We start from the raw sequence: 26923 nt of genomic DNA, 5'->3' as shown, positions 1-26923 counted from the left end.
GATAACTTTTCGGACGTCGGGGAGCTATCCCGCGCAGGCACGGTGATTCTACGAATCCTTTCGGGAGTGGCAGTCGTGAACGAATCCGGTTCTCTCGTCCATGCCCTGCTCGACGCGGCGGTGGCCGGTGCGCCGGACGCCGCCGCGGTGCGCGACCGGGCGGGGGTGTGGACGTATGCCGAGCTGGCCGCTTGGAGTCACGCGGTGGAGGCAGTCCTCGCGCGGCGCGGCGTGGGGCGCGGCGATCGCGTGGTGGTGCAGTTGCCGACGGACCGGGCGCTGGTCGCGCTCTTCCACGGCACTTCGCGCCGCGGCGCGGTGTTCGTGCCGATCAACCCGGCGATGAAGCAGTTCCACTTCGACTCGGTCGTCGCGAACGCCGAACCGGTGCTGATTCTCCAGCCGGAGGAGTTCGCTCCACTGTGGACGGAAGTGGAGGAAGCCTTCCGCGAGGGAACGCGCGTCGAACCGACCGAGGTCGATCTGGATGACGTCGCGGTGCTCGTTTACACCTCCGGCAGCACGGCCGCGCCCAAGGGTGTCATCGGGCCGCACCGGCAGGTCACCTTCGCGGCCGGTGCGATCCAGGCGGTGCTCGGCTATCGCCAGGACGACGTCGTTTTCTGCCGGTTCCCGATGTCCTGGGACTACGGCCTCTACAAAGTCCTTCTCTCGACGCTCGGCCGCAGCGAGATCGTGCTCGCCGACGCCGAGTCCGATCTTCGTCTGCTGCAACGGATGCGCGAGGTCGGCGCGACCGTCGTTCCGATCGTGCCTTCGCTCGCGACGATGATCGCCACCCTGGCCGAGCGCGACCGTGGCGAAGCGGCTCCGGTGCGGCTGTTCACCAACACCGGTGCGGCGCTGCCGGATTCGACTATTGCCAAGCTTCGCGCGGCTTTCCCGGGCGTGCGGGTGGTCCGCCAGTTCGGTCAGACCGAGTGCAAGCGGATCACCGTCATGCCGCCTGAGGAAGACACCGAACGTCCTGGCTCGTCCGGTCTTCCGCTGCCCGGTACGACCGTGCACATCCTCGCCGCCGACGGAACTCCGTTGCCTGCCGGTGAAATCGGCGAGATCGTGGCCGCCGGGCCGCACGTGATGCCTGGCTACTGGCGGGCACCGGAGCTGTCCGCGCGCGCGTTCCGCCGCGACGAGGCCACTGGCGAGCTGCGACTGCACACCGGCGACTACGGCCGGCTCGACGAGGACGGTTACCTCTACTTCGAGGGCCGCCGCGACGACATGTTCAAGCGCAAGGGAATCCGGATGTCCACTTTGGAGATCGAAGCGGCCGCGATGGACATCCCCGGCGTGCGCGCGGCGGGCGCGATCCCGCCGAGCGAGACGCGCGACCTGGCGATCTGCGTGGAGAGCGACCTGCCGCCGACCACGGTGCTCAAGGAACTGGCGCAGCGGCTCGAACCGCAGAAGGTGCCCGCGCTGTGCCACGTCGTGGACGAGTTCCCGCTCACCGCGCACGGCAAGAACGCGACGAAGGAACTGGCCAAGCTGGTGGAAGGTGCCCGCAAATGAGCAAGTACGACGAGCTGGCCGCACGGTTCGGCACGCCGGCTTACGTGTACGACCTGGACGTGACCGCGCAGTCGCGCGATCAGCTGTTCGGCCTGCTGCCCGAGGGGTTCGCGGTCTACTACGCGCTGAAGGCCAACCCGCATCCGGAGATCGCCCGCGAACTCCGCGAGGGCGGTTGCCGCGCGGAGATCAGCTCGACCGGCGAGCTGGCCAACGCGCTGACCGCCGGGTTCGCGCCGGAAGACATCCTCTACACCGGCCCTGGCAAGACGGACGGTGAGCTGGACGCGGCGATCACCGCGGGCGTCCGGCTGTTCTCCGTGGAATCGCTCACTGACCTGCAGCATGTCGGTGCCGCCGCGGAACGGCAGGACACTGTCGCGCGTTGCCTGCTGCGGGTGAACACCACGCAGGGCAGCGCGTCCACCGGGATCCGGATGATGGGCCGCCCGTCGCAGTTCGGTGTCGACGCCGAGACGCTGCCCGAGCTGATGCCGCTGTTCAAGGCGGTCAGCGGGGCGAAGATCGTTGGCGCGCACTTCTTCACGATGAGCAACGCGCAGGACGAGGACGCGCTGCTCGGCGAGTACGAGTTCGTGTTGCAGTCGGCCGCGCAGCTGCGGCAGGAAACCGGGCTGCCGCTGGAACTGCTCGACATCGGCGGTGGGTTCTCGTCGCCGTACGCGGTGCCCGGCGAGCGCACCGACTATCCGAAGCTGCGCAACGGTTTGGAGCAGCTCCTCGACCTCTACCTGCCGGAATGGCGCAGCGGCGAGGTGGAGCTGGCTTGCGAATCCGGCCGCTACCTCTCCGGCACTTGCGGGACGCTGCTGGCCGGCGTCGTGAACGTGAAGGAGAGCCGGGGCCACCGGTTCGTCATTCTCGACGCGGGGATCAACGTGGTCGGCGGGCTTTCCGGGATCGGCCGCCTGCTGCCCGCCGCGGTTGGCGTCGAGCAGGTCGGGGACCAACCCGGTCAGCTGGTCGGTCCACTGTGTACTCCCGGGGACTCGCTCTCGAAGGCCGCGAAGCTGCCCGACCTGTCCGCTGGCGACCTGCTGACCGTGCCGAACGTGGGCGCGTACGGCGTCACCGCCAGTCTGATCAGCTTCCTCGGCCGTCCCGCGCCGACCGAAGTCGTGGTTCGCGGCGACGAGGTCGTCTCAGTGTCGCGATTGGACTATCAGCGAGCTTATGAGGTGTCGCCATGAGCGAAGAAGTCCACGCCTACGGCAGCAGCGTCATCGAAGAACCCAGCGCGCGCACGGTGATCGTGAGCAGCATGGCGTCGGACTCGCACACCTGGAACCTGGTCTACCTCGAGCTGCTGGTGGGGGAACTCGGGTTCGACGTCGTGAACCTCGGCGCGTGCGTGCCGGACGAGCTGCTGGAGTCCGAATGCGTCAGCCGGCGTCCGGCGATGCTGGTGCTGAGCAGCGTCAATGGGCACGGCTACCAGGACGGGCTGCGGGTCGTGCAGCGGCTGCGGGCGCTGCCGGAGCTGCGACGGCTGCCGATCGTGATCGGCGGGAAGCTCGGCACCGGCGGTCCGCTTTCCGACGAGCAGACCGCGGAGCTGCTGTTCGCCGGGTTCGACGGGGTCTTCGACGAGCAGAACGCCGCCGCGTTCCGGCACTTCGCGGCCACGCTTCCGGGCGGGGTCTCCCAGTTGGAGGGAGCGTGAGCTTCGAGCGGTTCGTAGCGCAGCGGCACGCGGCCGGGGAGCTGGTCGTGCAGCCGCGCATGGGCTTCGACCAGCCGGCCGCGATGCGCGCCGGGCTGGTCGCGACCAAGCACGCGAACGCGGCCACCGTCGGCACGCTCACGCTCGACAGCTACACCCGCGTCCGCGACACCGACTCCGCGGAACACGCGCTGCGCAACGGCATTCCGCTCAACGGGTACCCGATCGTCAACCATCCGCCCGAGGTGACCAGGGCGATGCTCGACGGTCTCGAAGGCCCGGATTTCCCGGTGCAGGTCCGGCACGGTTCGGCGCGACCGGCGGACATCTTCCGCGCGATGATCGCCGCCGGTCTGCACGCGACCGAAGGCGGTCCGATTTCGTACTGCCTGCCCTACAGCCGCACTCCGCTCGACGAGGCCGTGCGGAACTGGGCTTATTGCTGCGACCTGCTGGTGGACGCGGAGCATCCGGGTGGCCGTCCGCATCTGGAGACGTTCGGCGGCTGCATGCTCGGACAGCTGTGTCCGCCGAGCGAGCTGGTCGCGATCAGCGTCCTGGAGGCGTTGTTCTTCTACCGCAAAGGTTTGCGCAGCATTTCGGTGAGCTACGCGCAGCAGACGAACCTTCAGCAGGACCGGGAAGCCGTGTCCGCGCTGCGCCGGTTGTGCGCGGAGTTCTTGCCGGAAGCGACCTGGCACGTGGTGATCTACGCCTACATGGGGCTCTTCCCGCGGACGCCCGACGGCGCGATGTTGTTGCTGGGCAAGGCGGCCGAGCTGGCGATGAGCACGGGTTCGGAACGGCTGATCGTGAAGACCGCCGCCGAAGCGCACCGCATCCCGACCGTCGCGGAGAACGTGACCGCGCTCGAACACGCGGCAGCGTCGGCGAAGGGCATCAAGGCCATCGTGGACGAAGACAACCAGGTATACCGCGAGGCCTACGCACTGGTCGACGCGGTCCTCAACAGCCACGCCGATCTCGACCGCGCGCTCGTGGTCGCCTTCAAACGCGGTCTGCTCGACGTGCCGTACTGCCTGCACCCGGACAACGCCGGACAGGCGCGCAGCACGCTCGACGCGGACGGCCGGCTCGGCTGGTCCGAGCTGGGTTCGCTGCCGTTGCGCGGGATCGCCGAGCGCGCGCCGAGCGGCCAGATCACCTCGTCGACGCTGATGTCGGCGCTTTCCTACGTCCAGCACACCCATGACACCCAGGCATTGGAGCAGCCGATGACCGCGATCGGAGGGGAACCGCGATGAGCACTCGCCGGACTGTCCGGGCGTATCCGTTCGACATGCACGAGACGTCGGTTTCCGAGACCTACCACCAGTTGCAGCGCGACGAGCCGTTGAGCCGGGTGCAGTTGCCCTTCGGCGAGCAGGCCTGGCTGGCGACGAAGTACGCCGACGTCAAGCTGGTGACCGCCGACCCGCGGTTCAGCCGCGAGCTGGCACAGGGGCTCGACCAGCCGCGGATGCGCCGCCAGCAGATGGGCGACGGCATCATGGGCATGGACCCGCCGGATCATACCCGCCTGCGCCGCCTGGTGATGAAGGCGTTCACCGCGCGGCGGCTGGAAGCGATGCGCGAAAGCGTCCACGACCTGACGCACGAGCTGATCGACGCGATGATCGAGAAGGGCGAGACCGGCGACATCGTCGAGGATCTCGCGCGGCCGCTGCCGGTCACGGTGATCTGCAATCTGCTCGGCGTCCCTAAGGAAGACCACAAGATCTTCAGCGAGTGGACCCAGGCGCTGGTCGGCGACGCCACGGCGAAGAGCGACGTGCTCGACGTCTACGGCGATCAGCTGGACAACTACGTGGCCCAGCTGGTCGCGCAGCGCCGCGAGGAGCCGACCGACGACCTCCTCGGCGCGCTCGTCTACGCCCGGGACGCCGGGGACAAGCTGACCGAGAACGAGCTGATCGCGATCGCCGGTGCCGGCCTGCTGACCGGTGGCGTGGAGACGGTTTCCTCGGCGCTGCCGAGCTTCGTCTTCACCCTGCTGACGCAGCCGGAGTTGCTCGCGCAGCTGCGGGCGCAACCGGAGATCCTGCCGACCGCGGTGGAGGAACTGCTGCGGTGGGTGCCGATCAACACCGCGGCGATGTTCGCCCGGTATCCCCGCGAGGACGTCCGGATCGGCGACGTCGTGGTGCGGGCGGGCGATCCGGTGCTGCCCGCGCTGCACGCGGCGAACCGGGATCCGGAGGTGTTCGCGAATCCGGACGTCATCGACCTGACCCGCAGCCCGAACCCGCACGTCGCGTTCGGCCACGGACCGCACCACTGCATCGGGGCGCAGCTGGCGCGGCTGGAATTGCAGGAGGCGCTGAAGGCGATTCTGGAGCGTTTTCCGGAATTGCGGCTCGCGGACGGCCGCGAGGGCGTGAAATGGGAGTACGGCGTGATCGTGCGCGGCCCTTCGCTGCTGCGCATCGCCTGGTGACTTCCCGCCCCTAACGACGTTTTCTGGGGATCCGGCGCGGCCCGAGCCCGCCATACGATCCGACCGACGACCCATGAATGCTGCCTGGCTACCGCGGTGTGGAGTGCGCAATGCGTGAGAGTGAGAAGAATCGGGAATCCGGCTTCGCGGAGCGGCTGACGCTTCTGCCGCCGGCGGACCGCGCGGGGTTCCTCGCCGGCGTGGTCCACGACGCGACGCGGGCGGCGCTGCAGGCCGCGCTGCCCGAGGTGCCTGCCGTGCTCGACCCGGAGAAAGCGTTCTCCGACCACGGGTTCGACTCGCTGGCGGCGGTGGAGCTGCACGCGCAGCTGACCGACGCGACCGGGCTGGAGCTGCCGGTGACGCTGGCTTTCGACTATCCGACCCCGGCCGCGGTCGCCCGTTTCCTGCACGCCGAGGTGTTCGGCGCGGAGGAATCCGTCGCGGCGCTGGCCGGCGGTACGGCGAACGACGAGCCGGTGGCGATCGTCGGCATCGGCTGCCGGTATCCGGGCGGCGCGGTGTCGCCGGAAGCGTTGTGGCAGCTGGTCGCCGACGAGGTGCACACGATCTCCGGCTTCCCGGAGGACCGCGGTTGGGACCTCGACAGCCTGTATGACCCGGACCCGGACAAGCCGGGCAGCAGCTACGTCACCGCGGGCGGATTCCTGCCTGGTGCGGGGGAGTTCGACGCTGGGTTCTTCGGCATCGCCCCGCGTGAAGCGTCCGCAATGGACCCGCAGCAGCGGCTTGTGCTGGAGACGGCGTGGGAAGCGTTGGAGCGGGCCAAGATCGATCCGTCCACTTTGCGCGGAACCCCGGCGGGTGTGTACATCGGTGCCGAGGCGCAGGAGTACGGTCCGCGGCTGCACGAAGCACCCGACGGCCTCGACGGTTACATGCTCACCGGCAACGCGCCCAGCGTCGTCTCCGGTCGGGTCGCCTATGCGCTCGGTCTAGAAGGGCCGACGCTGACCGTTGACACCGCTTGCTCCGGCTCGCTGGTCGCGCTCCACCTGGCGGTGCAGGCGTTGCGGCGTGGGGAAACCCAGCTCGCGCTCGCCGGTGGTGTCGCGGTGATGGGCGCGCCGGGCACGTTTACTGCCTTTAGCCGTCAGCGTGGTCTCGCGGAAGACGGTCGTTGCAAGGCTTTCGCGGCCGCCGCGGATGGCACCGGGTTCGCCGAGGGCGTCGGTGTCCTGGTGCTGGAACGGCTTTCGGACGCAGTCGCGAATGGACACACGGTGCTCGCCGTGGTCCGCGGCTCGGCGATCAACTCCGACGGCGCGTCGAACGGCCTTACCGCGCCGAACGGTCCGTCGCAGCAGCGTGTGATCAAGCGCGCGCTGGCGGACGCTGGCTTGGAAGCGTCCGATGTGGACGCGGTCGAGGCGCACGGCACCGGTACCCGGCTCGGCGACCCGATCGAGGCGCAGGCGCTGCTGTCCACCTACGGGCAGGACCGCGAGACGCCGCTGCTGCTCGGGTCGATCAAGTCGAACATCGGCCACACTCAGGCCGCGGCTGGCGTCGCTGGCGTGATCAAGATGGTCGAGGCGATGCGACACGGCGTGCTGCCGAAGACGCTGCACGTGGACGAGCCGACGCCGCACGTCGACTGGACCACCGGTGCGGTCGAGCTGCTGACTGAGCAGCGGGAATGGCCGCTGATCGAGCGTCCGCGCCGCGCTGGCGTTTCGTCGTTCGGCGTGAGCGGCACCAACGCGCACGTGATCATCGAGCAGGCTCCGGCCGTCGAGACCGCGGAAACCACGAGCGACGAGCTGCCGGTCGTGCCGCTGGTCGTGTCGGCGCGCAGTGAGGAAGCGCTGAAGGCGCAGGCCGCCGCGCTGGTGTCCACTGTGGAGTCACAGAACCTGACCGACCTCGGCTTCTCGCTCGCCACCACACGTGCCGCGCACGATCAGCGGGCCGTGGTGGTTGCGGAGGACATCGCCGATGCCGTGCGCGGGCTGCAGGCGCTGGCGGCGGGCGAGCAGGACCCGAACGTCGTGCTCGGCGAGCGCACGCCGGGCAAGCTCGCGATGCTGTTCACCGGCCAGGGTTCGCAGCGGCTCGCGATGGGACGTGAGCTGTACCTGGCGTACCCGAAGTTCGCCGAGGTCTTCGACGAGGCTGTCGACCACCTCGACGTGCAGATGGACACCCCGCTGCGCGACGTCCTCTTCGGCGACGACGCCACGGAGCTGAACGAAACGCAGTACACCCAGTGCGCGCTGTTCGCGGTCGAGGTCGCGTTGGCGCGGCTGCTCGAATCGTGGGGCGTGCGGCCGGACATCCTGCTCGGCCACTCGATCGGCGAGCTGGCCGCCGCGCACATCGCGGGGGTGTGGTCGCTCGCCGACGCGTGCCTGGTCGTCGCCGCTCGCGGACGGCTCATGCAGGCTCTTCCGGAAGGCGGCTCGATGGTCGCCATCGCGGCGACCGAGGACGAGGTCCAGCCGCTGCTGGGCGACCAGGTCAGCCTGGCCGCGGTGAACGGCCCGACGTCGGTCGTCGTCTCCGGCGAGCGCGAAGCGGTGGAAGCCGTCGTGTCGGTGTTCCGCATGCAGGGCCGCAAGATCAGCGAGCTGCGCGTGTCGCACGCGTTCCACTCGCCGCTGATGGAGCCGATGCTGGCCGAGTTCCGCGAGATCCTCGAGGTGGTCGAGTACGCGAACCCGACGATCCCGGTGGTCTCGAACGTGACCGGCCGGATCGCGACCGCCGAGGAACTGTGCTCGCCGGGGTACTGGCTGTGGCACGTCCGCCGCGCGGTGCGGTTCGCCGACGGGGTCCAGGCGCTGGTCGACGCCGGCGTGACGACCGCGATCGAGGTCGGCCCGGACGCCGTGCTGTCGGCGATGGCCGCCGGCACCAGCGAGGCCATCGCGTTCACTCCCGCGCAGCGCCGTGACCGGTCCGAGGTCACCACGCTCGCGGCCGCGCTCGGCCGGCTGCACACTCGCGGCGTCGCGGTCGACTGGACGGCGTTCTTCGGCACCGCGCAGGTGGTCGACTTGCCGACGTATGCCTTCCAGCACAAGCACTACTGGCTCACCGCGCCGGCCGGGCACGGCGACGCGGCGGACTTCGGCCAGCTGGCCTCGGGACACCCGCTGCTGGCTGCCGAGATCGGCCTGGCCGGCGACGACGGCCTGGTCCTCACCGGTCGCGTCGCGCTGCGGACGCATCCGTGGCTGGCCGACCACTCGATCGCGGGCACGCCGGTGCTGCCGGGGACCGCGTTCGTCGAGATGGCTCTGCACGCCGCCGCCCAGGTCGGCTACGGCGTGGTCGACGAGCTGACGCTGCAGGCTCCGCTGGCGCTCCCGGCGTCCGGCGGGGTCGCGCTGCAGACGCTGGTCGGCCCGGACGTCGACGGTCGCCGCACCATCGAGTTCCACTCCCGTCCCGACCACGACGCCGACGCGGCTTGGACCCGGCACGCCATCGGTGTTCTGGCCGCTGGGCCGGTCGTCGAGCCCGCGCCGCGCGGCGAATGGCCGCCCGCTGGCGCCGAAGTGGTCGCGACGAACGAGCTGTACACCGAACTGGCCGAGCAGGGTTACGGCTATGGCCCGCTGTTCCAGGGCCTGCGTACCGCGTGGAAGCGCGATGACGTGGTGTTCGCCGAGGTCGCGCTGCCCGCGGCCGGGCGCGACGCGGCGTTCGGCGTCCACCCGGCGTTGCTGGACGCGGTCCTGCACGCCACCGACTTCGCCCCGGGCGAAGCGCGGGAGCCGGACGAGATCCGGCTGCCGTTCGCGTGGACCGGCGTGCGGCTGCACGCTTCGGGCGCGACCGAGGTCCGGGTGCGGATCACCTCCCCGGCCACCGGTGGCGTCTCGATCGACGTGACGGATGTGGCCGGTACGCCGGTGCTGTCCGTCGAGTCGTTCCGCTCGCGGCCGGTCCGCGAGGCCGACCTCGGCACCCAGGCGCGCGACCTGCTGTACACCGTCGAGTGGACGCCGGTCACCGGTGCGGCAGAGCTGCCGACGCTGGCTTCGTTGGGCTCGATCAACGGTTTCGATGTGCCGGTGGTCGACTCGCTGGTGTCGCTGGTCGACGTGCCCGAGGTGGTGCTGCTGCCGGTTTCGGTGCCGGGCAAGAACATCGCCGCCGCTGCCAAGCAGACCGCGCACCGCGTGCGGACTGTGCTGCAGCAGTGGTTGGAAGGCGACCGTTACGCCGGTGCGCGCTTGGTCGTGCTGACGCGCGGCTCGCTGGCCGACTCCGCGGTCCGTGGGCTGGTGCGTTCGGCGCAGGCTGAGCACCCCGGTCGCGTCGTTCTGGTGGAGGGCGTTGCTACACCGGCGACGCTGGCCACCGCGCTCGGCTCGGGCGAGCCGGAGCTGCGGATCGACGGAGACACGGTGTCGGCCGGGCGGTTGGTCCGGCTGGTGGCCGAAGGTGGGGAGCCGACCTGGCGGGCTGACGGAACCGTGCTGATCACCGGCGGTACCGGCGGTCTTGGCGCGCAGGTCGCGAAGCACCTCGTCGCCAAGCACGGCGTGCGCAGCCTGCTGTTGCTCAGCCGTAGCGGTCTTAACGCACCGGGCGCGGCTGAGCTGGTCGAAGAGCTGGCGGAGCTGGGCGCGACCGCGCAGGTGGTCGCCTCGGACGTCAGCAAGAAGCGTTCGCTGTCGGCCGCGATCAAGAAGGCCGAGCACCCGCTGTCCGCCGTCGTGCACACCGCTGGCGTGCTCGACAACGCGATGATCGGCTCGCTCACCGCCGAGCAGCTCGACGCAGTGCTGGCCCCGAAGCTCGACGCGGCGTGGGCGTTGCACGAGCTGACTTCTGGAGCTGGACCTGTCGGCGTTCGTCCTGTTCTCCTCCTCGGCGGGTCTGGCCGACGGTGCCGGACAGGCGAACTACGCCGCGGGCAACACGTTCCTCGACGCACTGGCCGAGCACCGGCACGCCGCTGGCCTGCCCGCGACGTCGCTGGCCTGGGGTCTGTGGGCCCCCGACGCCGGCCAGGCGATCGGCATGGGCGCGACACTGTCCGAAGTGGACCGAAACCGCATCGCGCGGCTGGGTCTCGCGCCGCTGACCGTGTCGGAAAGCCTTGCCGCCCTTGACGCCGCGCTCGGCACCGGGGTTCCGACCGTCGTGCCGACCCGGGTCGACCGGGCCGCGCTGCGCTCGCGCGGCGAAGACGTTCCGGCCGTGCTGCGCGGGCTCGTGCCCGCCGGCCGCCGCCGGATCGCCGTTGCCAGCGGGGAAGTGACGCCGGAGCGGCAGTTCGCCGAGCGGTTCGCGCACCTCGCCGAGGCGGACCGGGACCGTGCGCTGCTCGACCTGGTGCGCACGCACGTCGCGGCCGTTCTCGGGCACGACAGCGCGGACGCGATCAGCCCGGCCCGCCCGTTCGGCGAGATCGGGTTCGACTCGCTGGCCGCGGTCGAGCTGCGCAACATCCTCGATTCAGTCACCGGCATGCGGCTGCCCGCGACGCTGGTGTTCGACTACCCGACGCCGCGCGCGCTCGCCGAGTACCTGGCGTCGCGCCTGGCCGGCCTCACCCCGGTGCAGACCGTTACGCCGGTGACCACTGTGGACCCGGAGGAGCCGATCGCCATCGTCGGCATCGCCTGCCGCTACCCGGGCGGCGTCGAGACGCCGGAAGACCTGTGGCGGCTCGTGTCGGAGGGCGAGGAAGCGCTGTCCGGCTTCCCGGTCGACCGCGGCTGGAACGTCGACTCCCTGTACGACCCGGAGCCCGGCAAGCCCGGCCACTCCTACGTCAAGCACGGTGCCTTCCTGCACGACGCGGCCGAGTTCGACGCGGACTTCTTCGAGATCAGCCCGCGCGAGGCGGCGGCGATGGACCCGCAGCAGCGGCTGTTGCTGGAGGTCTCGTGGGAGGCGTTCGAGCGGGCCGGGATCGACCCGGTCGGCTTGCGCGGCAGCGCGACCGGTGTGTTCGCCGGCGTGATGTACCACGACTGGGGCACCCGCCTCGGCACCGTCTCGGACGACATCGCGGGCTACCTCGGCAACGGCAGCCTCGCCAGCGTCGTGTCCGGCCGCGTGTCCTACGCGCTGGGTCTGGAAGGCCCGACGGTCACTGTGGACACTGCGTGCTCGTCCTCGCTGGTCGCGTTGCACTGGGCGGTGCAGGCGCTGCGTCGCGGCGAGTGCACGCTGGCGCTGGCCGGTGGTGTCACCGTGATGTCCACTCCGGACACTTTCATCGACTTCAGCCGTCAGCGCGGGCTTTCCGCCGACGGCCGGTGCAAGGCGTTCGCCGAAGCGGCGGACGGCACCGGCTGGGGCGAGGGCGCGGGCATGCTGCTCGTCGAGCGGCTGTCTGACGCACGTCGCAACGGCCACCCGGTGCTCGCGGTCCTGCGCGGCTCCGCGGTGAACCACGACGGCGCGTCGAACGGCCTTACCGCGCCGAATGGTCCTTCGCAGCAGCGGGTGATCGCCAAGGCGCTGGCCGACGCCGGTCTGCAGCCGTCCGAAGTGGACGCTGTCGAGGGCCACGGCACCGGTACCACGCTGGGCGACCCGATCGAGGCGCAGGCGCTGCTGGCCACCTACGGGCAGGACCGTTCCGAGGACCAGCCGCTGTGGCTCGGGTCGATCAAGTCGAACATCGGCCACACGCAGGCCGCGGCGGGCGTCGCGGGCATCATCAAGATGGTCATGGCGATGCAGCACGGCCAGCTGCCGCAGACATTGCACGTCGATCGTCCGTCCACTGTGGTCGATTGGGAGACCGGCGCGGTCCGGCTGCTGACCGAAGCGCGCGAGTGGGAGGTCGACCGGCCGCGTCGTGCCGCGGTGTCGTCGTTCGGCATCAGCGGCACGAACGCGCACGTCATCCTGGAACAGGCACCGGTGATCCCGGTCGAACGGCCTTCCGAGACGCAGACGATCGTTCCGGTCGCGTTGTCCGGCCGGTCCGCCGCCGCGGTGCGCGGACAGGCGGCGCGGCTGCGTTCTTGGCTCGCTGAGGGCGTTTCCGTCGCGGAGATCGCGCGTTCGCTGGCTGCGACGCGGGCCTCGCTGGAACACCGGGCGGTGGTGGTCGCCGAAACGGCGGCCGAACTCGCCGACGGTCTCGACGCGTTGGCGGGCGGAGACGCCCCGACTGGCCAGGTGGTGGACGGGAAGCTCGCCTTCCTGTTCTCCGGCCAGGGCGCGCAGCGGGTTGGCATGGGACGCGAGCTGTACGACGCGTACCCGGCCTTCGCGACGGCGTTCGACGCGGTGTGCGCGGCGATCGATCCGCTGATCGACGTGCCGCTGCGGGACGTCGTGTTCGGCACTACCGAACTCGCCGACCGTGGTCTGCTGGACCAGACGCAGTACACGCAGACTGGGCTGTTCGCAGTCGAGGTCGCGTTGTTCCGGCTCGCCGAGTCGTGGGGCTTCCGGCCCGACGCGCTCGCCGGGCACTCGATCGGCGAGCTGGCCGCGGCCCACGTCGCGGGCGTGCTTTCCCTGGAGGACGCGGCAAAACTGGTCGCCGCACGCGGCCGGTTGATGGGCGCGCTGAACGACCGGCGCGGCGCGATGGTCTCGCTCGCCGCGACTGAGGACGCGGTTCGCGAGCTGCTGCAGGGCCACGAGGACGCGGTCAGCATCGCCGCGGTGAACGGCCCGGCCGCCGTGGTCGTCTCCGGTGACGCGGATGTGGTCGCCGAGATCGAGCGGGCCGCTGGAGATGTCCAAACGCGACGGTTGCGGGTGAGCCACGCGTTCCACTCGCCGCTGATGACACCGATGCTGGACGAGTTCCGCGAGATCGCCACGGGGCTGACCTATTCCGCGCCGAAGATCCCGATTGTCTCGACGGTCACCGGGAAACTCGCCACCGACGACGAGCTGCGTTCGCCGGAGTACTGGGTCACCCACGTCCGCGAGACCGTCCGCTTCGGTGCCGCGGTCACGACGCTGGCGGAGAGCGGCGTTCAGACGTTCCTGGAGATCGGCCCGGACAGCGTGCTGTCCGCGCTCGGCCCGCAGAGCGCCGACGCGGAGTTCGTCCCGTTTGGACGGCGCGATCAGGACGAGGTGCGCACCGCGCTCACAGCGGCCGGTCGCCTGCACATCCGCGGCGCGGCGAAGCTCGGCCCGCTGCTCGGCGACGGCCCGGTCCGGCTCGACCTGCCGACGTATGCCTTCCAGCACAAGCGTTACTGGCTCGACGCGACGCCGTCCGGCGACGTCACTTCGGTCGGCCAGCAGCCGCTGGCGCACCCTATGCTGGGCGCGGTCGTGGCACTGTCCGGTTCGGACACCACTGTCCTCACTGGACGGTTGTCCGCTTCGTCGGTGCCGTGGGTCGCGGACCACGTGGTGAAGGGCGCGATCCTGGTGCCCGGCACCGGGTTCGTCGAGCTGGCGGTCGCGGCGGGCGACCAGGTGGGCCACCCGGTGGTGGAGGAGCTGACGCTGCAGGCGCCGCTCGTCCTGGCCCCGGACGGCGCGGTCGCGCTGCAGGTCGTGGTCGGCCCCGCGAACGGCGACCGCCGCCCGGTCACCGTGTTCTCCCGCCCGGTCGAATCCGACGGCGACTGGACCCAGCACGCGCTGGGCACCCTGTCCGCCACCGCGCGGCCGGAGCCCGCTGGCCTCACCGAATGGCCGCCGGCTGGCGCGACGGTGATCCCGGTCGAGGGCGCGTACGAGCTGCTCAACGAACGCGGTTACGGCTACGGCCCGGCGTTCCAGGGTCTGAAGGCCGCGTGGCGACGGGGCAACGAGGTGTTCGCCGAGGTCGAGCTGCCGGAGCCGGCCGCGTCCACGGCGGGTTCCTACGGCCTGCACCCGGCGCTGCTCGACACCGCGATGCACGCCGACCTGCTCGGCGACCCGAGCGGTTCGACGCTGCTTCCGTTCGTGTGGAACGGCGTCGCGCTGCACGCGGTCGGCGCTTCGGTGCTGCGGGTGCGGATCGTGCGGCTGGACGGCGACGAACTGTCCTCGATCGAGGTCGCGGACGGCGAAGGCAACCCGGTCGCGTCGGTCGAGTCGCTGGTCTCGCGGCCGGTGCGGACCGAACTGGTCGCGCAGGCCGACACCACGGACGGTTCGCTGCTGAAGATCGGTTGGCAGTCCGTGCCGGTCCCGGCCGCCGAGCCAGGCGACGTCGTCGCGATCGGCCAAGGCCGAGTCGGCGTGGCCGCGACCTACAGTGGCTTCGCGGACCTGCTCGGTGCCGTGGATCGCGGTGAGCCGGTGCCCGGTCTCGTGACGTTGTCGGTGCCCGCTGCGGATGGCGCGGTGCCGGAAGCGGCGCGGGCCAACGCGACCTGGCTGCTTGCCGAGATCCAGGCCTGGCTGGCCGAATCACGCCTGACCGACACGAAGCTCGCGATCGTCACGCAGTCCGCGGTCCCAGCTGGCGAGTCCACTGTGGACGTCACGCAGGGTCTGCTGTGGGGCCTCGCCCGGGCAGCGCAGGCCGAACACCCCGGACGGGTGTTCCTGATCGACGCGGACGCGGACACCAAGGTCGAGACGATCGCCGCGGTGGTCGCCTCAGGCGAGCCGGAGTCGGCGATCCGCGCCGGCGCGGTCCTCGCCCCGCGCTACACCCGCACCGAATCGACCGGAACCACCGCGTGGGACGGCACCGTCCTGATCACCGGCGGCACCGGCGGGCTCGGCAGCCTGCTGGCGCGTTACCTGGTGGCCGAGCACGGCGTGCAGAGCCTCGTGCTCACCAGCCGTCGCGGTCTCGACGCCCCGGGTGCCGCGCAGCTGGTCGAAGAGCTGACGGACCTGGGTGCGACAGTCCAGGTGGCGGCGTGCGATGTCGCGGACCGGGCAGCGGTGGAGCAGCTGGTCAACGGTCTGCCGGACCTCGGCGCAGTGGTGCACGCCGCCGGTACCGCCGACAGCGGCGTCTTCGATTCCCTCACCGCGGAGCAGCTTGACGCGGTGCTGCGGCCGAAGGTCGACGCGGCCTGGCACCTGCACGAGCTGACCGCCGACCGGCAGCTGTCCGCGTTCGTGATGTTCTCCTCCGCCGGCGGCCAGGTGCTGCCCGCCGGACAGGCGAACTACGCCGCGGCCAACGCGTTCCTCGACGGGCTCGCCGAACACCGGCGCGCGGCCGGGCTTCCGGCCACCGCGCTGGCGTGGGGTCTGTGGGCGGAGAACACCGGTCTCGGCGGCGATCTCGCCGAAGCCGACCTCGCCCGAATGGCCCGCCTGGGCCTGCCCGCAGTGACCGCCGAACAGGGCCTGGCCTTGTTCGACGCCGCCGTGGCCACCGAAGACGCGGTCATCGCGCCGCTTCGCGTGGACGTCCCGGCGCTGCGAGCGCGTACCGACGAACTGCCCGCGCTGCTGCGTGGTTTCGTGCCGCCGAAGGCACGCCGCGTGGCGAAGGCGGCCAAGGCGGCGGACAACGCGCTCGCCGACGAGCTGGCCGCATTGGTGGAAAGCGAACGGGACCGGGTGCTGCTCGACCTCGTTCGCACGCAGGTGGCCACGGTGCTCGGCTACGCGGACAAGTCCGAAGTGGACGGAACGAGGGCGTTCAAGGAGCTGGGCTTCGACTCGCTCGCCGCGGTCGAACTCCGCAACCTCCTCGGCACCGCGACCGGCCTCTCGCTGCCCGCGACGCTGATCTTCGACCACCCGACCGCCAAGGCCGTCGCGGACTTCGTGAAGGGCAAGCTGCTCGGCGCGGTCGCGAAGACCCCGGCGACGACTGCCCGCACGAACGCGTCGATGCAGGAACCGATCGCGATCGTCGGCATGGCCTGCCGCTACCCCGGCGGCGTCCGGTCGCCGGAGGACCTGTGGCAGCTGCTGGTCGACGAGGTCGACGCGGTCACCGGCTTCCCGACCAACCGCGGCTGGGACGTCGAGGGCATCTACGACCCGGAACGCGGCAAGCGCGGCAAGACCTACGCGAACGAGGGCGGCTTCCTGCACGACGCGGCGGAGTTCGACCCGGCGTTCTTCGGCATCGGCCCGCGCGAGGCGATGGCGATGGACCCGCAGCAGCGGCTCCTGCTGGAAACCGCGTGGGAGGCCATCGAGCGCGCCGGGATCGACCCGACCGTGCTGCGCGGCAGCCTGACCGGCGTCTTCACCGGCGCGATGTACGACGACTACGGCAGCCGCGCCCTCGGCGCCCCGGCCGACGTCGCCGCCTACATCCCGAACGGCAGCTCCGGCGCGGTCGTCTCCGGCCGGATCTCCTACCTGCTCGGCCTCGAGGGCCCGAGCATGACGGTGGACACCGCGTGCTCGTCCTCGCTGGTCACGCTGCACCTCGCGGTGCAGGCGCTGCGGGCGGGGGAGTGCGGGCTGGCGCTGGCCGGCGGCGTGACCGTGCTGTCGCAGTCGGACCTGTTCGTCGACTCCAGCCGCCAGGGCGTGCTTTCGCCCAACGGCCGGTCGAAGTCGTTCTCCGCGGCTTCCGACGGGGTCGGCTGGGCTGAGGGCGCGGGTCTGCTTCTGCTGGAGCGGCTGTCCGACGCACAGCGCAACGGGCACGAGGTGCTCGCGGTGGTCCGGTCGAGCGCGGTGAACCAGGACGGTGCGTCCAACGGCCTCACCGCCCCGAACGGCCCGTCGCAGGAGCGCGTGATCCACGCGGCTCTCGCGGCCGGTGGGCTGAAGCCGTCCGATGTGGACGCTGTGGAGGCACACGGTTCGGGCACCAAGCTGGGCGACCCGATCGAGGCGCAGGCGCTGCTGGCCACCTACGGCCAGGACCGCGACCGGCCGCTGTACCTGGGTTCGGTGAAGTCGAACATCGGGCACGCGCAGGCGTCCGGTGGCGCGGCAGGCGTGATGAAGGTCGTGCAAGCGTTGCGGCACAACATGTTGCCGAAGACGATGCACGTCGACGCGCCGTCGCCGGTCGTCGACTGGACCACGGGCAACATCGAGCTGCTCACCGAACCGCGGCCGTGGCTGCCAAACGGACACCCGCGTCGTGCCGGTGTCTCGTCCTTCGGCATCAGCGGCACCAACGCGCACATCATCATCGAGGAGGCACCACCCGCTCCGGCCACCGAAAACCGGCGCACCGCACCGGAACTCCCGGCGATTCCGTTGCCGCTGGCCGGTTCGGTCGCACAGGCGCTCGCCGACCAGGCCGCCCGGCTGGCCGCGCACCTGCGGGCCAACCCGGACGTCAGCCTGACCGACATCGGCTACTCGCTGGCCACCGGCCGCGCCGCGCTCGACCACCGCGCGGTGGTACTGGCGGCCGACCGCGAAGCGGCGCTGAAGGCGCTCGACGGACTGGCCGACGGCCGGACCCCGGCAGGCACCGTGGCCGGCACGGTCAGCGCGGCCGACCTGACGGCGTTCCTGTTCACCGGACAGGGTGCACAGCAGCCGGGCATGGGACGCGGGCTGTACGAGGCGTTCCCGGCCTTCGCCGGAGCGTTCGACGAGATCTGCGGACTCTTCGACGCCGAGCTGGACACCCCGCTCAAGCAGGTGATCTGGGAAGACTCGCCGCTGCTCAACCAGACCGCGTACACGCAATGCGCGCTGTTCGCGATCGAGGTCGCGCTGTACCGGCTGGTCGAATCGTGGGGCGTCACCCCGGATTACGTCGCCGGGCACTCGATCGGCGAACTGGCCGCGGCACACGTCTCCGGAGTGTTCTCACTGGCTGACGCCTGCTCGCTGGTTGCCGCTCGCGGCCGGCTCATGCAGGCGTTGCCCGCCGGCGGCACGATGGCGGCGATCGCGGCCACCGAGGACGAGGTGCGCGCCTCGCTGCCTGCCGAAGTGGACATCGCGGCGGTGAACGGTCCGCGGTCGGTGGTCATCTCCGGTCCGGAAGAGGCGGTGAAGGCCGCGATGGCGACCTTCTCCGACGCAGGCCGCCGGACGAAGCAGCTGGTCGTGTCGCACGCGTTCCACTCGTCGCTGATGGAGCCGATGCTGGCCGAGTTCACCGTGGTGGCGGAGAAACTGACCTATTCCGCGCCGTCGATCCCGGTGGTGTCGAACGTGACCGGCAAGATCGCGACCGCCGCCGAACTGTGCTCGCCGCAGTACTGGGTGGGCCACGTGCGGGAGGCCGTGCGGTTCGCCGACGGGGTCGAGTCGCTGCTCGCCGCCGGGGTGACCCGGTTCGTCGAGCTGGGGCCGGACGCGGTGCTCACCGGGATGGCGCGCGAATGCGACACCGCGGTCGCCGACCGGCCGGACCGGGTCGTCCAGGTGCCCGCGATGCGCCGCGGCCGGGCCGAGGTGCCGACCGTGTTCACCGCGCTGGCCACGCTGTTCTCCCGGGGCACGAAGATCGACTGGAAGGCGCTGTTCGCCGGCCAGGGTGCGTCCACTGTGGACTTGCCGACGTACGCGTTCCAGAACAAGGAGTACTGGCTCGACGCGACGAAGCCGACCGGCGACGTGAGCACGTTGGGCGCGCAGTCCGCCGGACACCCGCTGCTGGGTGCGCTGGTGGAGCTGCCGGACGGCGGCGCGGTGCTGACCGGACGGCTGTCGGTCGCGACGCAGCCGTGGCTGGCCGACCACGTGGTGATGGGGCGGACGATGCTGCCCGGCACCGCGTACGTCGAGCTGGCGGTGCACGCCGGTGACCAGCTCGGGTGCAACCTGCTGGAGGAACTGACTCAGCAGGCACCGCTGCTGCTGCCCGAGGACGGGGTCGACCTGCGCGTGGTCATCAGCGCGCCGGACGCCAGCGGACGCCGGGAGCTGTCGGTGCACTCGCGGACCGAGGCTGGCTGGGTCCAGCACGCTGCGGGCACGCTCGCCAGTGGTGCGGCCTCGGACTTCTCGCTGAGCGAGTGGCCGCCTGCTGACGCGGAATCGGTTGACCTGACCGGGTTGTACGACGACCTGGCGGGGCTCGGCTTCGGCTACGGGCCGACGTTCCGCAACCTGCGGGCGATCTGGCTGCGCGAAGGCGAGGTGTACGCCGAGGTCGCGCTGCCGGAAGGCACTGCGGCGAACGAGTTCGGCCTGCACCCGGGCCTGCTCGACTCGGCACTCGGCGCGACGGACTTCCTGATCCCGGGCGGTCCGAAGGCACTGACCGAGACGACCATCCCGTTCGCGTGGAACTCGGTGTCGCTGCAGGCCAGCGGTGCGACCGCGCTGCGGGTGCGGGTCCGGAAGACCGAGAGCGGTTCGTCGCTCGACCTGGCCGACGCCGCTGGTGCTCCGGTGGCCCGGATCGCTTCGCTGGTCACGCGGCCGGTGTCGGAGAGCCAGCTCGGCGCGAAGGTGCCGGACTCGCTGTACCGGATCGAGTGGCAGCCCGCTTCGGGCGTGCGGCTGGTGCCTTCGCTGGACGGCTGGACCGTGCTCGGGACCGACGATCTCGGTCTCGGGGTGCCGCTCTGCACTGAGCCGGTGCCTGCGGAGGTCTTGGTGCTGCCGGTCGGGTCTGGTTCCGGTTCGGTTCCGGAGCAGGTGCACGAGGTCGTGCAGGAAACCTTGCGGCACTTGCAGAACTGGCTTTCGGCCGGCGACGGCAAGCTGGTCGTGGTCACCCGCGACGAGCTGGCGCAGGCTCCGGTCTGGGGGCTGGTGCGGGCCGCGCAGGCGGAGAACCCGGGCCGGATCCAGGTCGTGGACCTCGACGCCGCGGCGGAGTCGGCCCGGGCGCTGCCCGCGGTCGTCGCGTCCGGCGAACCGGAAGCCCGGGTGCGGAACGGCGAGGTGCGCGTGCCGCGGCTGACCCGGGTCACGGAGGTCGGCGAGACGGTTGAGTGGGACCCGGACGGCACGGTGCTGATCACCGGCGGCGCTGGCCTGCTCGGCGGGCTGCTGGCCCGGCACCTGGTCGCTCGCGGGGCCCGGGACCTGGTCCTGACCAGCCGTCGCGGTCTTGACGCGGCGGGGGCGCGGGAACTGGTCGACGAACTGGCCGGCGAGGGCGCGAAGGTGACGGTGGCCGCGTGCGACGTCACCGACCGGGACGCGCTGGCGAAGCTGCTCGACACGTTGCCGCGGCTGACCGCTGTGGTGCACGCGGCCGGGCAGATGGACAGCGCGGTGCTGAGCGCCTTGACGCCGGAGCAGGTCGAGAACGTGTTGCGGCCCAAGGTCGACGCGGCCTGGCACCTGCACGAGCTGACGGCTAATCGGGACCTGGCGGCGTTCGTCCTCTACTCCTCAGCGGGCGGTCTGCTGCTCGCGGCGGGACAGGCGAACTACGCGGCGGGGAACGTGTTCCTGGACGCGCTGGCCGAACACCGCGCTTCCCTTGGCCTCCCCGCGACGTCGCTCGCGTGGGGTCCGTGGGAAGGCACCGACGGCGAGGTGGACCTGGCACACATCGCCCGGTCCGGGGTCGCGGAGCTGTCCGCGGCTGAAGGGCTGGAGCTGTTCGATGCCGCTCTGGCTGCTTCGTCGGCGACGCTGGTGCCGGTCAAGCTCGACCTCAAGGACGCCGACCGCGCTTCGACACTGCTGAAGGGCCTCGTCACCGCTGCGCCGCGACGGGCAGCTGTCGCCTCGACGGCACAGCCGGAAGCCGGGTTCGCCGACAAGCTCGCCACGCTCGCGGCGGACGAGCGGGACTCGGCGGCACTGCACCTGGTGTGCGAGCACACGGCGGCAGTCCTCGGGTACGACGACGCTTCGGCGGTCGGTGTGGAGAAGGGCTTCACCGACCTGGGCATCGACTCGCTCGCCGCGCTGGAGCTGCGCAACCGGCTCGGTGCCGCGACCGGGCTGCGGCTGCCCGCGACGCTGATCTTCGACTACCCGAGCCCGCTGCCGCTGGCCCGGCACCTGCTGGCCGAGCTGGCTCCGGAGCCGGTCGAGGACGCGGCCGAGGAACTGAACGGCACCGACGACGCGGCGGCCGCGGTCGCCTCGATGGACCTGGCCGACCTGGTGCGCTCCGCGATGGGAGGCGCCGACGAACCGGGAGAATCCCAGTGACTGACGAGTCCGCCCGTTCGACCGAGCAGATCGTCGCCACGCAGTGCCGGAACCCCGGCGGGTCCGCCCCGCCGGGGTTCCCCGGCTCGCTGTTCCGCGTCGACTGGATCCCGTGGCAGGGCGACGAGGTCACCGCGGTCACCACCGCGGTCCTCGGCAGCGATCCGTTCAGCCTCGCCGGAGAGTCCTATGTGGACCTTCCGGCGCTGCTGGCGGCAATCCACTACGGAGCCCTCGTCCCGGACGTCGTGTACGCGCCGTTCGCCGCCCCGGAAAACGCTACTCCGGAAGGTGCTCGCGCGGCCGTCCACGAACTCCTCGCGCTGGCCCAAGCCTGGGTCGCCGAGGACGTCCTGGCGGCTTCGCGGCTGGTCGTCGTCGCGTCCGGCGCGATCGCCACCCGCCCGGACGAGGGCGCGGACGACCTCACCCACGCGGCACTGTGGGGCGTGATCCGCACCGCGCAACTCGAGTACCCCGACCGTTTCATGGTGGTGGACCTCGACAACGGCCCGCTCCCGATCGGCTCGGTGCTCGGCGCGATGTACGCCGGCGAACCCGGCGTCGCCGTCCGCGACGGCGCGGTTCTGGTGCACCGCCTGGCAAAGCACGTCCCGTCCGGCGAGGCCGCCTTCGATCCGGACGGCACCGTCCTGGTCACCGGCGGCACTGGCGTGCTCGGCCAGCTGATCGCCCGGCACCTGGTCACCGAACACGGCGTCCGCCACCTGCTCATCACGAGCCGCCGCGGTCCCGCCGCTCCGAGAGCCGACGAGTTCGTCGCCGCCCTGACCGACCTCGGTGCCTCGGTCTCGTTGGTGGCCTGCGACCTGGCCTCCCGAGACGCCGTCGCCGGCTTGCTCGCCGACGTTCCGGCCCCGCTGACCGCGGTCATCCACACCGCCGGTGTCGTCGACGACGGCGTGCTGCTGTCGCTGACCCCGGAACGAATGGACGCGGTACTCCGCCCGAAGATCGACGCCGCTTGGCATCTGCACGAGCTGACCGCGTCGATGGACCTGTCCGCCTTCGTGCTGTACTCGTCCGCCAGCGGCACCCTCGGCGCCGCCGGCCAGGCGAACTACGCGGCAGCGAACGTCTTCCTGGACGCACTGGCCCATCACCGCACGGCGCAAGGCTTGCCAGCCGTGTCGCTCGCGTGGGGCCGGTGGTCCGAAGGCGGCATGTCCGGCGATCTGATCCGAATGGCCAGGTCCGGCGTCTGCGGCCTGTCCTTCGCCGAGGGCCTGGAACTGTTCGACGCGACAGTCGCCGCCGGTCAGCCCTCGCTGGTGCCGGCGCGACTGGACCTGTCCGGTCTACGCACCCACGGCGTTCCCGCGATGCTGCGCGGCCTGATCCCTGACGGTCTCCGGTTCGAGGTCGTCGATGATTCGTGGAGCCAGGTGCTGCGCCTTTCCGGCACCGAGCGGGTGCGTGCTGCCGTTGGCCTGGTCCGCGGCACCGCCGCCGTCGTCCTGGGCCGCCGCCGGGACGCAGTGGACCCGCGAAAGGGCTTCATCGAACTGGGCTTCGACTCCCTGACCGCCCTTGAACTGCGCAACCGCCTCGACGTCCTCACCGGCCTGCGCCTGCCCGCGACGCTGATCTTCGACTACCCGTCCGTGCAGGCCGTGGGACAACATCTCGCCGCGTCGGCCGTCGACGCACTGGAAGATGTTGTGCGGAGCCTGGAACCGGACGAGGTCGCCGGAGTCGTGACGCGATTGAAGTCCTTGCTGGCGTAGCTGTGCTCAGCCGCCGAACAGACAGTCCTCGACCCGGTCCGCAAGGCTGTCCCAGGGCCGACTGCTGAGCCACGGCTGCCGGAACCGCTCGGCTTCCGCGCGCAGCCACTGTCCATACCGGCGGTTCATCCGCACCACGCCCTGCTGTTCCGACGGTGTCAGCGCGCGGAACCGATGACCGCTCGGCCGGGTGGCGAGCGTCGTCCGGAGAACGTCTTCGTCGGGCTCCACCAAGTAAACCGGCCTGCAGTCGCGGTACCGATGCAGGAGATCCGGCTCCAACCCCTCACCCTCGATGAGCACACGAGCCCGCCGCGCGCTGAGCCGGTCAAGTTCGGCGATCAGCCTGGGCCGGAGCTGGGCTGTCGAGGCCAGCAAAGCTTCCAGCAGTTCGTCTTCCGGACGAAGCCAACTGTGCCCGCTGCGCGCGGTGAAATCGTGAGTGCGCAGATCGTCGACGTGAATCACTTCATCGAAGTCGTGCCGCGCCAGGAGATGCGCTACGACAGTCGTCTTGCCGACGCTGGAACCCCCGCCGATCGCATAGCCCTTAACCGCGCTCGGCCCACCTGGGCAGATCACCAGCAACCTCCTCGGGCGACGGCATGCGGGCGATCTCCTCGGCAATCACCCGGGCCGCGTCGCGATGCCCCCGTTGCATGCCAGCAGTTTTCGCGCACCCTCCGCGACACTGTCCACGCTCAACGCCTCAGGAAGAATCCTCAACGCGGCCCCCGCGGCACTGAGCGCTTCCGCATTAGCGAACTGGTCCGCTCCCTGCGGCAGAACCAATTGCGGCACCCCTGCCGCGAGCGCACCGAGTGTCGTCCCGCTGCCACCGTGATGCACCACCAGGTCGACCTGCGGCAACAGTTCCGCTTGCGGCACCCAACTCCGGACCGTGACGTTCTTCGGCACCGCGCTGAGCTGGACGTTCCCAGCAGCGACCACCACGTCGGCCCCGAGCACCGACAAGCCTTGGACGGCCGTGGCGAACACTTCCGCCGTGCCGAACGCAGTGCCGAGCGTCAGATAAATCAGTGGCCGCGAAGCCGGTTCAACGCGCCACTCCGGCAGCGCCGGTTCGGAATAAGCGACCGGGCGGAGTTCGATCCGCTCCGCCGTCGCGAGAAAGTCCTTGTCCTGCAAGGATGGCGGGCAAATATCGAAATGCGGCCGATCCAACGCGGGCCGCTCCAGCCCGATCCTGGCCGGGAACATCCGGCCGAACCCGTGCCAGAGACTGGGAATCCCGGCCCGCCGCGCCGCGACGGCCGGACCCGGCTGCCCCCACTCGTGCACGACGAGATCGGGCCGCAGCCGGGCCAGGTCGGGTTCGAGATCCTCGGCGTAGATCTCGTAAAAGGAATCCGCCGGCCGAAAGGGCCGCAAGCCGTTGCGGCGCAAGGACGCGTGGACGTTCTCCCCGGCCGCGAAATGCACCTCGTGCCCAGCTTTCTTGGCCGCGACCGCGAGGGGATGAGCGGGTAGGTGTGCCCGACCGAAGCGAGGCTGGTGAAAAGCACGCGCATCGGCTTCCCCGGTCCTTCCTTTGAATGCTTACATCAGATGTCCAGAACATCTGAGTTCAAGTTAGCCTGCTCGCCGCCCGTGCGGCAACCTGTCGGCAGATATCCGCGCAGGCGGCGGATTTACCGGAGCTTCAACGCGGTCGGCACCGGTGGGACCTATGCCCTGCTTGACCCCACGGTCGCGGCGGAGTTTCCGGTGGTGGACGCCAGGTCCAGCCATTCCCCGACGGGCAGAACGCACGCGCGCTGCCCGGCATGCGTGCGGAACTCGGCCTCCGGGTCGGCAACCTCGAGATAGCCGGCGACCTTGTCCGGCTGCTCCGCCTCGTAGTGCATCGGCACCGCGTACCGAGCGTCGAGAATTTCCGCGGCCGCGGCAGCCTGCTTCGGATCCATCGCGGCGGGCAGCGGACTCGGCGGCTGGAGATGCGGCGCGTCGACCACCGCGCCGTTCGCGGGCAGGAACGCCGCGTCGATCGGGCTGAACCGGCGCGCGATGAGCCACCAGAAACCGTGGAACATCGTGTCGCCGCCGTGGAAAACGCGCTGCCCCTCGGCCTCGACGACCCAGCTCAACTGCGGATCGCCCAGTCCGTCAACGGCAGGGACCGCAGTGACGCGGAACGGCCCGATTTCGCGAGTGGCCCAGGGCTCCACGACCTCGGCCGCCAGTCGTTGCAGGACCAGCTCCTGTTCGGCGGGCAGGGTGATCACGTGGTCCACGTCGTCGCCGTGGCCGGGTGCTGGCCGGAGTACTGGCGCTCCGGGCTCCAGCACGTCCGCGAGTGCGGCTGCGTCGGTGTGGTCCCGGTGCAGGTGAGTGACCAGTGCGGCGGTGACTTTCCCGCTCGGTGCCAGCAGCCCGTCGCCGGACTTCCATCCGGTGAACAGCGGGGACAGGTCCCGCGCGTAGTCGATGACCAGCCGCTCGCCGCCCGCCTCGATCTCTAGTCCCGCCCAGCCCAGTCGCCGCGTCCGCATCTCGTGCTCCTCTGTCTCGGTGATCGCTGCCGAAATTTAGCGTACGTCCGTTCGCTAATCAATAGCGAACGTTCGTACGCTATCCTTCGGGCATGTCACCGCGACGTTCAGCGGCCGAAGCACAGGCCACCCGGGGCCGGATCCTCGACCGTGCGGCCGAGATCGCCTCCGAGGAAGGGTTGGACGGCATCACCATCGGCCGGCTCGCCGAGGAGTTGGAGATGAGCAAATCCGGAGTGCACAAGCACTTCGGCACCAAGGAAACGTTGCAGATCTCCACGCTGGACAAGGCATTCGTGGACTTCTGGCACCGGGTGGTCGAACCCGCGCTGCCGGAACCGCCGGGGCTGCGGCGGTTGCGCGCGGTGTGCGCCAACTCCGTGGGCTATCTGGAAGAACCACTGTTGCCCGGCGGCTGCCTGATGACGGCGGCGCTCACCGAGTACGACGGCCGCCCTGGACGGGTCCGCGACGCGGTGGCCGAGGTGTGGTCGCGCTGGCGGGAGCAGCTGCGAGCCGATCTGGCGGCGGCAGTGGACAACCGTGAGCTGCCTGCTGGGTTTGACGTCGAGCAGGCGCTGTTCGAGATCATCGCGGCCGGGCTGGCGTTGAACGCGGCCATGCAGCTTCAGCACGACCGGGCAGCTGCGGGGCGGGCGCGTCGCGCGATCGAGCGGGCGTTGGAGCCCGGGTAGGGCTCAGGCGGTTCTGGTCACGACTCGGTGGCCATGCCCAGGGAGCACAACGAACCGGCGAGGGCGATCAGGTCGTAGCGGGTGTCCTCCTCGTTCGTTTCCCACAGGGTGGAGAGGGTGCTTGCTGCCCGGTCGACGTCGCCGTTGTGCTGTTTCAGGGCGATCCACATCGCGGCGGCAACCGGCTCGCACTCGATGTGCCGGTTGGTCGTGCGGCAGGTCAGCTCCAGGTGGCCGTTGGCGAGCATGCGCTGGGTGACGCCGGGGGCGGCGGTGATTGCCATCATGATGGCCTCCTGGTCGAGGTGGGTGCTTCCTTGATGTATCTAGTTTCCAGGAATGGGCCCGTCAGGGCCATGGGGTGTGCTCCTGAAGCTTCCCTGGGGTTTCCCCGCCCCTATCCCCGGTAGATTCCC

11 protein-coding genes and 2 pseudogenes are annotated in these 26923 nt (G+C 70.7%); 9 read left to right on the top strand and 4 right to left on the bottom strand.

Annotated elements, in window-relative coordinates; translation table 11 throughout:
* The first annotated feature begins 66 nt into the window (after positions 1-66).
* The 8 genes and pseudogenes from RPX00_RS02630 to RPX00_RS02595 all read left to right on the top strand — a co-directional run bounded on the left by RPX00_RS02630 (position 67) and on the right by RPX00_RS02595 (position 23299).
* Positions 67-1536 (top strand): AMP-binding protein, encoded by a 1470-nt coding sequence (locus tag RPX00_RS02630; protein ID WP_406637092.1) that lies wholly within the window; start codon positions 67-69, stop codon positions 1534-1536.
* Positions 1533-2747 carry a type III PLP-dependent enzyme gene (locus tag RPX00_RS02625; RefSeq protein ID WP_406637090.1) on the top strand — a complete coding sequence of 405 codons (1215 nt, stop codon included), beginning with the start codon at positions 1533-1535 and terminating at the stop codon, positions 2745-2747. The genes RPX00_RS02630 and RPX00_RS02625 overlap by 4 nt, the downstream gene beginning before the upstream one ends.
* Positions 2744-3220, top strand: coding sequence for a cobalamin B12-binding domain-containing protein (locus tag RPX00_RS02620; RefSeq protein WP_406637088.1), 477 nt, complete (start codon positions 2744-2746; stop codon positions 3218-3220). Before RPX00_RS02625 ends, RPX00_RS02620 begins: the two co-directional genes overlap by 4 nt.
* Entirely contained in the window at positions 3217-4485 is a 1269-nt protein-coding gene (locus RPX00_RS02615; protein ID WP_406637086.1) for a methylaspartate mutase, read from the top strand. The genes RPX00_RS02620 and RPX00_RS02615 overlap by 4 nt, the downstream gene beginning before the upstream one ends.
* Positions 4482-5678 carry a cytochrome P450 gene (locus RPX00_RS02610; RefSeq protein WP_406637084.1) on the top strand — a complete coding sequence of 399 codons (1197 nt, stop codon included), beginning with the start codon at positions 4482-4484 and terminating at the stop codon, positions 5676-5678. Before RPX00_RS02615 ends, RPX00_RS02610 begins: the two co-directional genes overlap by 4 nt.
* 98 nt (positions 5679-5776) lie before the next feature.
* Positions 5777-21117, top strand: a pseudogene (locus RPX00_RS02605) (SDR family NAD(P)-dependent oxidoreductase); the annotation flags it as partial.
* An 86-nt stretch (positions 21118-21203) separates the two neighbouring features.
* On the top strand, positions 21204-21551 hold the full coding sequence (locus tag RPX00_RS02600) for an acyl carrier protein (protein WP_406642737.1): 348 nt from the start codon (positions 21204-21206) through the stop codon (positions 21549-21551).
* The gene (locus RPX00_RS02595; protein ID WP_406637082.1) at positions 21548-23299 is read left to right on the top strand and encodes a type I polyketide synthase; all 1752 of its coding nucleotides are present in this window, start codon (positions 21548-21550) and stop codon (positions 23297-23299) included. Before RPX00_RS02600 ends, RPX00_RS02595 begins: the two co-directional genes overlap by 4 nt.
* 6 nt (positions 23300-23305) lie before the next feature.
* On the opposite strand, the gene RPX00_RS02590 is transcribed toward RPX00_RS02595, so the two are convergent.
* The 3 genes and pseudogenes from RPX00_RS02590 to RPX00_RS02580 all read right to left on the bottom strand — a co-directional run bounded on the left by RPX00_RS02590 (position 23306) and on the right by RPX00_RS02580 (position 25812).
* Positions 23306-23881 (bottom strand): hypothetical protein, encoded by a 576-nt coding sequence (locus RPX00_RS02590; protein WP_406637081.1) that lies wholly within the window; start codon positions 23879-23881, stop codon positions 23306-23308.
* Positions 23850-24831: pseudogene (locus RPX00_RS02585) on the bottom strand (glycosyltransferase). The gene RPX00_RS02590 and the pseudogene RPX00_RS02585 overlap by 32 nt, the downstream one beginning before the upstream one ends.
* A 156-nt stretch (positions 24832-24987) precedes the next feature.
* Positions 24988-25812, bottom strand: coding sequence for an MBL fold metallo-hydrolase (locus RPX00_RS02580; RefSeq protein WP_406637080.1), 825 nt, complete (start codon positions 25810-25812; stop codon positions 24988-24990).
* 92 nt (positions 25813-25904) lie between these two features.
* On the opposite strand from RPX00_RS02580, the gene RPX00_RS02575 reads away from it, so the two are divergent.
* Entirely contained in the window at positions 25905-26507 is a 603-nt protein-coding gene (locus tag RPX00_RS02575) for a TetR/AcrR family transcriptional regulator (protein ID WP_406637079.1), read from the top strand.
* 17 nt (positions 26508-26524) lie between these two features.
* Here the strand turns inward: RPX00_RS02575 and RPX00_RS02570 are convergent, their stop codons facing one another.
* The gene (locus RPX00_RS02570) at positions 26525-26794 is read right to left on the bottom strand and encodes a hypothetical protein (RefSeq protein WP_406637077.1); all 270 of its coding nucleotides are present in this window, start codon (positions 26792-26794) and stop codon (positions 26525-26527) included.
* Positions 26795-26923: the final 129 nt, after the last annotated feature.

Origin of the sequence: Amycolatopsis sp. WGS_07 (assembly GCF_045278895.1) — a bacterium.
Classification (GTDB): Bacteria; Actinomycetota; Actinomycetes; order Mycobacteriales; family Pseudonocardiaceae; genus Amycolatopsis.
The sequence above is the reverse complement of the archived record's forward strand: the minus strand, read 5'-3'. Positions and strand labels throughout refer to the sequence as shown.

Bases quoted from the DNA above. Each gene is read 5' to 3' on its own strand.
- RPX00_RS02625 (WP_406637090.1), top strand. From the start codon at position 1,533: ATGAGCAAGTACGACGAGCTGGCCGCACGGTTCGGCACGCCGGCTTAC.
- RPX00_RS02620 (WP_406637088.1), top strand. From the start codon at position 2,744: ATGAGCGAAGAAGTCCACGCCTACGGCAGCAGCGTCATCGAAGAACCC.
- RPX00_RS02610 (WP_406637084.1), top strand. From the start codon at position 4,482: ATGAGCACTCGCCGGACTGTCCGGGCGTATCCGTTCGACATGCACGAG.
- RPX00_RS02580 (WP_406637080.1), bottom strand. From the start codon at position 25,812: ATGCGGACGCGGCGACTGGGCTGGGCGGGACTAGAGATCGAGGCGGGC.
- RPX00_RS02575 (WP_406637079.1), top strand. From the start codon at position 25,905: ATGTCACCGCGACGTTCAGCGGCCGAAGCACAGGCCACCCGGGGCCGG.
- RPX00_RS02570 (WP_406637077.1), bottom strand. From the start codon at position 26,794: ATGATGGCAATCACCGCCGCCCCCGGCGTCACCCAGCGCATGCTCGCC.